This window comes from Flavobacterium sp. (genome assembly GCF_044368995.1).
GTDB lineage: Bacteria > Bacteroidota > Bacteroidia > Flavobacteriales > Flavobacteriaceae > Flavobacterium.
Window position 1 is genome coordinate 1 of the sequence record NZ_JBIPMS010000106.1, and the last position, 5,605, is coordinate 5,605.

Consider the following 5,605-nt stretch of genomic DNA (forward strand, 5'->3'; position numbering starts at 1 on the left):
TTCCTTACGAACTTTTAAGTGTAAATATTCCGCAAAAGCTTCTGCTAATCTGTCACCTAAAGCTTTGGTTAAAATGGCATTATAATCGTCTAATTGGCTTTCAAATTCTGCTGCTTTTTCATCCACTCCAAAACCAGTTGTTACACAGAAACAGCCAATAAAATCCTGAATTTCAGTTTCTTTTGGTGCAATAAAATCCGCTAATGCAATATTGGTCGAACCAGCCGTTTTTTGAGATTGTTGTCTTAATGATAAAAAGGTTTTGGGCTTTGGGTTTTGGGCTAAAGGTTCTGAATATACTTCGATATCGTCATCATTAATTGTATTGGCTGGAAAAATTCCTAAAATTCCTTTTGCCGTGAACCATTTTTCAGAAACAATTTTGGACAACATATTTTGTGCATCTTTAAATAATTCAGTTGCTTGTTCACCAACGACCTCATCGGTTAAAATAGCAGGATATTTTCCATATAATTCCCACGATTGAAAAAAGGGTGTCCAATCGATAAAATCAACTAATTCTGACAATTCGACCTCAACTATTTTTGTTCCAATAAAATTAGGATGTTTGGGCTTATAATTATCCCAATTAATTTTGAATTTATTTTTACGAGCTGCATCAATTGTTAAGAAATTTTTCTCTCTAGCTCTATTCAAATAGCCATCTCGTAATGTATCATATTCCTTTCGTAAAGCTATTGAAAAATCTGTTTTTGATTCCGTATTTAATAAATTCGATGCAACGGTTACTGCTCTTGAAGCATCATTAACATGGACCACGGTTGCCTTATATTCTGGAGCTATTTTTACTGCCGTGTGTGCACGCGAAGTGGTAGCACCACCTATCATTATTGGGATTTTGATGTTCAACTTATCCATTTCTTTGGCCAAATACACCATTTCGTCTAATGATGGTGTAATTAAGCCACTCAAACCTATAATATCTACATTTTCTTTTATGGCCGCATCAATAATTTTTTCTGGTGGAACCATAACTCCCAAATCGATAATTTCAAAATTATTACAGGCCAAAACTACAGATACAATATTTTTTCCAATGTCGTGAACATCACCTTTTACGGTTGCCATCAATACTTTTCCAGCAGAAGACGAAGCGGTTGAATCTTTTTCTTCTTCAATATATGGTAATAAATAAGCCACTGCTTTCTTCATTACACGTGCTGATTTTACAACTTGAGGTAAAAACATTTTCCCGCTTCCAAATAAATCTCCAACCACGTTCATACCATTCATTAAGCTTATCTCTATAACTTCAATAGCTTTTTTGGCTTGTAATCTGGCTTCTTCAACATCAATTTCAATAAATTCGTCTATTCCCTTTACTAATGAATGGGTCAATCGTTCCTGAATGGACCCATTTCGCCATTCAGCTATAGCCTTTTCATTTATCTTAAAATCGCCTTTAAAACTCTCGGCTAAATCTAACAATCGTTCTGTGGCATCGTCTCTTCTATTTAAAAGAACATCTTCAACATGTTCTAATAATATAGGATCAATTTCATCGTAAATTTCTAACATTTCTGGATTAACAATTCCGATAGTCATACCATTTTGAATGGCATGATATAAGAAGGCAGAATGCATTGCTTCTCGTACTTTATCATTGCCACGAAAGGAGAAGGAAACATTACTTACACCGCCAGAAATATTAGCAAAAGGCAAGTTTTCACGAATCCATTTTGTTGCTTGGAAAAAATCTAATGCGTTTAATTTATGTTCATCCATACCAGTTGCTACTGGAAAAATATTAGGATCGAAAATAATATCTGCAGCAGGAAACCCAACTTGGTTAACCAAAATATCGTAACTTCTTTTACAAATTTCAATTCTTCTTTGGTAATTATCTGCTTGTCCAACTTCGTCAAAAGCCATTACAATTACTGCCGCACCATATCGTTTTACTAGTTTGGCATGATGGATAAAAACGGCTTCTCCTTCTTTTAAAGAAATAGAATTTACCACCGCTTTACCTTGTACAACTTTTAAACCTGCTTCAATAATTTCCCATTTAGAGCTATCAATCATTACGGGAACACGAGCAATATCTGGTTCGGCAGCAATTAAATTTAGGAATTTTGTCATAGCAAACACGCCATCCAACATACCTTCATCCATGTTAATATCAATAATTTGGGCACCACCTTCTACTTGCTCTCGAGCTACCGAAAGTGCTTCATCATATTTTTCTTCTTTAATTAAACGGAGAAATTTTCGGGAACCTGTAACATTCGTTCGTTCACCAACGTTCACGAAAATAGATTCTTCGGTAACGAAAAGTGGTTCTAACCCTGAAAGTTGTAAATTTATTTTATTTGATCTATTCATATTTTTATTTTTTGTCTACTCTGTCAAATAATACTTAACATTAACTAACTGAATGGATTGAATAACACCTAAATTAAGAGATGCTTGTTTGTCGTAAGAAAAAATACAACTAGAGTTAGGATTTATTTCAGTACAAGTAGAAGTTGCTCCATTTATAAAACCTGAAGAAGACACAAGACCGTCTGTATTAACTGTAAAATAAGGGAAACCTTTAATCACAAAATTATTTGGATTATTAAGTTTGATATCAAATTTTAATCTATTGGTATTATTTCCTGTGTCGGGGATAAAAGTGAAATTTAATACTTCATAACTAAAATTTTGTAATGGCGCTTGCTCTTGAATTGGAGTTTCCACATAATCACATGGAACTTCTGATTTAGATTCGGGAATATAAGCTGAACCAGTTGGTGTAATTATATTTCTACTTGGAATAGTAATTGTTTTTGTACAATTGTCAGTAGATGAACAACTAACTAAAGTACTAAAAACAATACTAAAAATTAATGTTATAAAATTTTTCATAAACTAAACTTTTCTTGGTTTAAATTCTTTAGCAACTTCTGCGATAGCTTTAATGTGATCGGGAGTTGTACCGCAGCAACCTCCTATTATATTTATCAAATTGTCATGTAAATATTCACGAATTAAAACCTGCATTTCCATTGGTGTTTGGTCATATTCTCCGAAGGCATTTGGCAAACCAGCATTTGGATGTGCCGAAATATTTAATTGAGTATTCATGGCTAAACGTTTTAAATAAGGCTTCAATTGATCTGCGCCTAATGCGCAATTGAAACCCACACTTAACAAAGGAATATGCTGGATAGAAATTAAAAAAGCTTCTACCGTTTGTCCAGATAAAGTTCTTCCAGAAGCATCTGTAATAGTTCCTGAAACCATAATTGGAATGTCTAAATTTCTTTCTTCTTTTACTTCTTCAATTGCAAAAAGTGCGGCCTTGGCGTTTAAGGTATCGAAAATAGTTTCAACTAAAAGTACATCCGAACCTCCATCTATTAATGCTTCAACTTGTTGTTTGTATGCGATTCGTAAATCGTCAAAAGTTACGGCACGATAGCCTGGATCATTTACATCTGGCGACATGGAAGCCGTTCTATTAGTTGGTCCTATAGAACCTGCTACAAAACGGGGTTGATTCGGATTTAAGGCAGTAAATTCATCAGCAACTTCTCTAGCAATTTTAGCGGATTGGTAATTTAATTCGTACACCAAATCTTCCATATGATAATCAGCCATTCCAATTGTAGTTCCTGAAAAAGTATTAGTTTCTACAATATCTGCACCGGCTTCAAAATACAAACGGTGGACTTCTTTTACAGCTTCTGGTTGTGTAATGGAAAGTAGGTCATTATTTCCTTTTAAAGGATGAGAAAAATCTTTGAAACGTTCGCCACGAAAATCTTCTTCTTCAAATTTATTGCGTTGTAACATCGTACCCATAGCGCCATCTAGAACTAAAATTCTTTCTTTAATGGCTTGAAGAATGCTGCTTTTGGCGGCTTGCGTTGAATTGTTGATATTAGTTAACATTTTTTATAGATATTATATTTTTTAAAATAAAAATCTTGAAATTTCTAAATGAAAAAGCAAGTTTCTAAGCGTAAAATTGATATCAGCGAAAAGTGTTAAATTTTCTAGTTATCTGTTTCCGACCAAAAAATCGGAATAGAATGTAGCACCTTCTACAAGTGTAGGGTTGCTAAGGTTTCAAAGGGTCTAATCCCTCCACCTTTCGTGATAACAATCAGTATGTTTATGAACAGCGCAAAGATAATAAAATAATCTAAAAAAGAAATATTTTCTAATTTTTTATTTTATTTTAGATAAATTTAGATAATTTTTCATTTAATATTAATTTTTAATGAAAAATAATCTATAAATGCATTTTGAGATTGAAAATAAAATTTTAATTACATTTTATGATTTATATATCAAATTGATTTTATAACTTTGTACCAGAATTAAAGAGGAAAAATTTGAACTGATTGCAACCTCGTAAAAAAATGCTAAAGCAGCATCTTTCCTACTTTAGTATTTCCTTGCAATTTTTTCGTTAATTATTATTTATTTTTTATAATTATGGCATATTTATTTACGTCGGAATCTGTTAGTGAAGGACATCCAGACAAAATTGCAGATCAAATTAGTGATGCATTAATTGATAATTTTTTAGCATTTGACCCATCATCAAAAGTAGCTTGTGAAACTTTAGTCACCACTGGGCAAGTAATTTTAGCTGGTGAAGTAAAATCTACTACTTATTTAGATGTTCAATCTATTGCACGTGATGTAATTAGAAAGATTGGCTACACAAAAAGCGAATATATGTTTGAAGCCAATTCATGTGGCGTTTTATCTGCTATTCATGACCAATCTGATGATATTAATAGAGGAGTTGACAGAGCTGCCGCTACAGATTTTGAATCGAAAGCTAACGCACAAGGCGCTGGTGACCAAGGAATTATGTTTGGTTATGCAACAAACGAAACAGTTGATTTAATGCCATTAGCATTAGATTTAGCGCATAAATTATTACAAGAATTAGCCGAATTACGTAGAGAAAATTCAGCGATAACTTATTTGCGTCCTGATGCAAAATCTCAAGTTACTTTAGAATACAATGATGATAATGTTCCTGTAAGAATTGATTCTATCGTAGTTTCTACACAACATGATGATTTTGATGAGGAAACTTCTATGTTAGCAAAAATTAAGAGAGATATTATAGAAATTTTAATTCCTAGAATTTTAGCTAAATACCCTCAATATGCTCATTTATTTAATGATAAAATTGAATACCACATTAACCCAACTGGAAAATTCGTAATTGGAGGCCCACATGGTGATACTGGTTTAACAGGTAGAAAAATTATTGTGGATACTTATGGTGGAAAAGGGGCTCACGGTGGTGGTGCATTCTCAGGAAAAGATCCAAGTAAAGTAGACAGAAGTGCTGCTTATGCTGCGCGTCATATTGCTAAAAACTTAGTTGCTGCAGGGGTGGCTAGCGAAGTTTTAGTTCAAGTTTCTTATGCTATTGGAGTGGCAAAACCATGTAACATTTATGTAAACACATACGGTACTGCTAAAAACGGTTTATTAGATTCTCAAATTTCTGATAAAGTAGCACAATTGTTTGATTTAAGACCTTATGCAATTGAGCAAAATTTAAAATTAAGAACGCCAATTTATAGCGAAACTGCTGCTTACGGACACATGGGACGTAAAAATGAAG

4 protein-coding genes and 1 riboswitch are annotated in these 5,605 nt (G+C 33.1%); of the genes, 1 reads left to right on the forward strand and 3 read right to left on the reverse strand.

What is annotated here, in order from left to right:
- The 3 genes from metH to ACIQ2I_RS07460 all read right to left on the reverse strand — a co-directional run.
- Window positions 1-2,346, reverse strand: a 2,346-nt coding sequence (metH, locus tag ACIQ2I_RS07450; protein ID WP_396181794.1) for a methionine synthase, incomplete at its 3' end; no start/stop codon positions are given.
- Between the two features lie 15 nt (window positions 2,347-2,361).
- Complete coding sequence (locus ACIQ2I_RS07455) at window positions 2,362-2,871, reverse strand: hypothetical protein (protein ID WP_396181795.1); 510 nt, start codon at window positions 2,869-2,871, stop codon at window positions 2,362-2,364.
- Window positions 2,872-2,874: 3 nt separating this feature from the next.
- Window positions 2,875-3,900, reverse strand: coding sequence for a homocysteine S-methyltransferase family protein (locus ACIQ2I_RS07460; RefSeq protein ID WP_396181796.1), 1,026 nt, complete (start codon window positions 3,898-3,900; stop codon window positions 2,875-2,877).
- Between the two features lie 105 nt (window positions 3,901-4,005).
- Window positions 4,006-4,114: riboswitch (SAM riboswitch) on the reverse strand.
- A 335-nt stretch (window positions 4,115-4,449) separates the two neighbouring features.
- On the opposite strand from ACIQ2I_RS07460, the gene metK reads away from it, so the two are divergent.
- The coding region (gene metK, locus ACIQ2I_RS07465; protein WP_396181797.1) for a methionine adenosyltransferase at window positions 4,450-5,605 on the forward strand (1,156 nt) is incomplete at its 3' end.

What these genes read in the sequence shown, in the direction of transcription:
- ACIQ2I_RS07455 (WP_396181795.1), bottom strand. Translation starts at nt 2,871, where the DNA reads ATGAAAAATTTTATAACATTAATTTTTAGTATTGTTTTTAGTACTTTA.
- ACIQ2I_RS07460 (WP_396181796.1), bottom strand. Translation starts at nt 3,900, where the DNA reads ATGTTAACTAATATCAACAATTCAACGCAAGCCGCCAAAAGCAGCATT.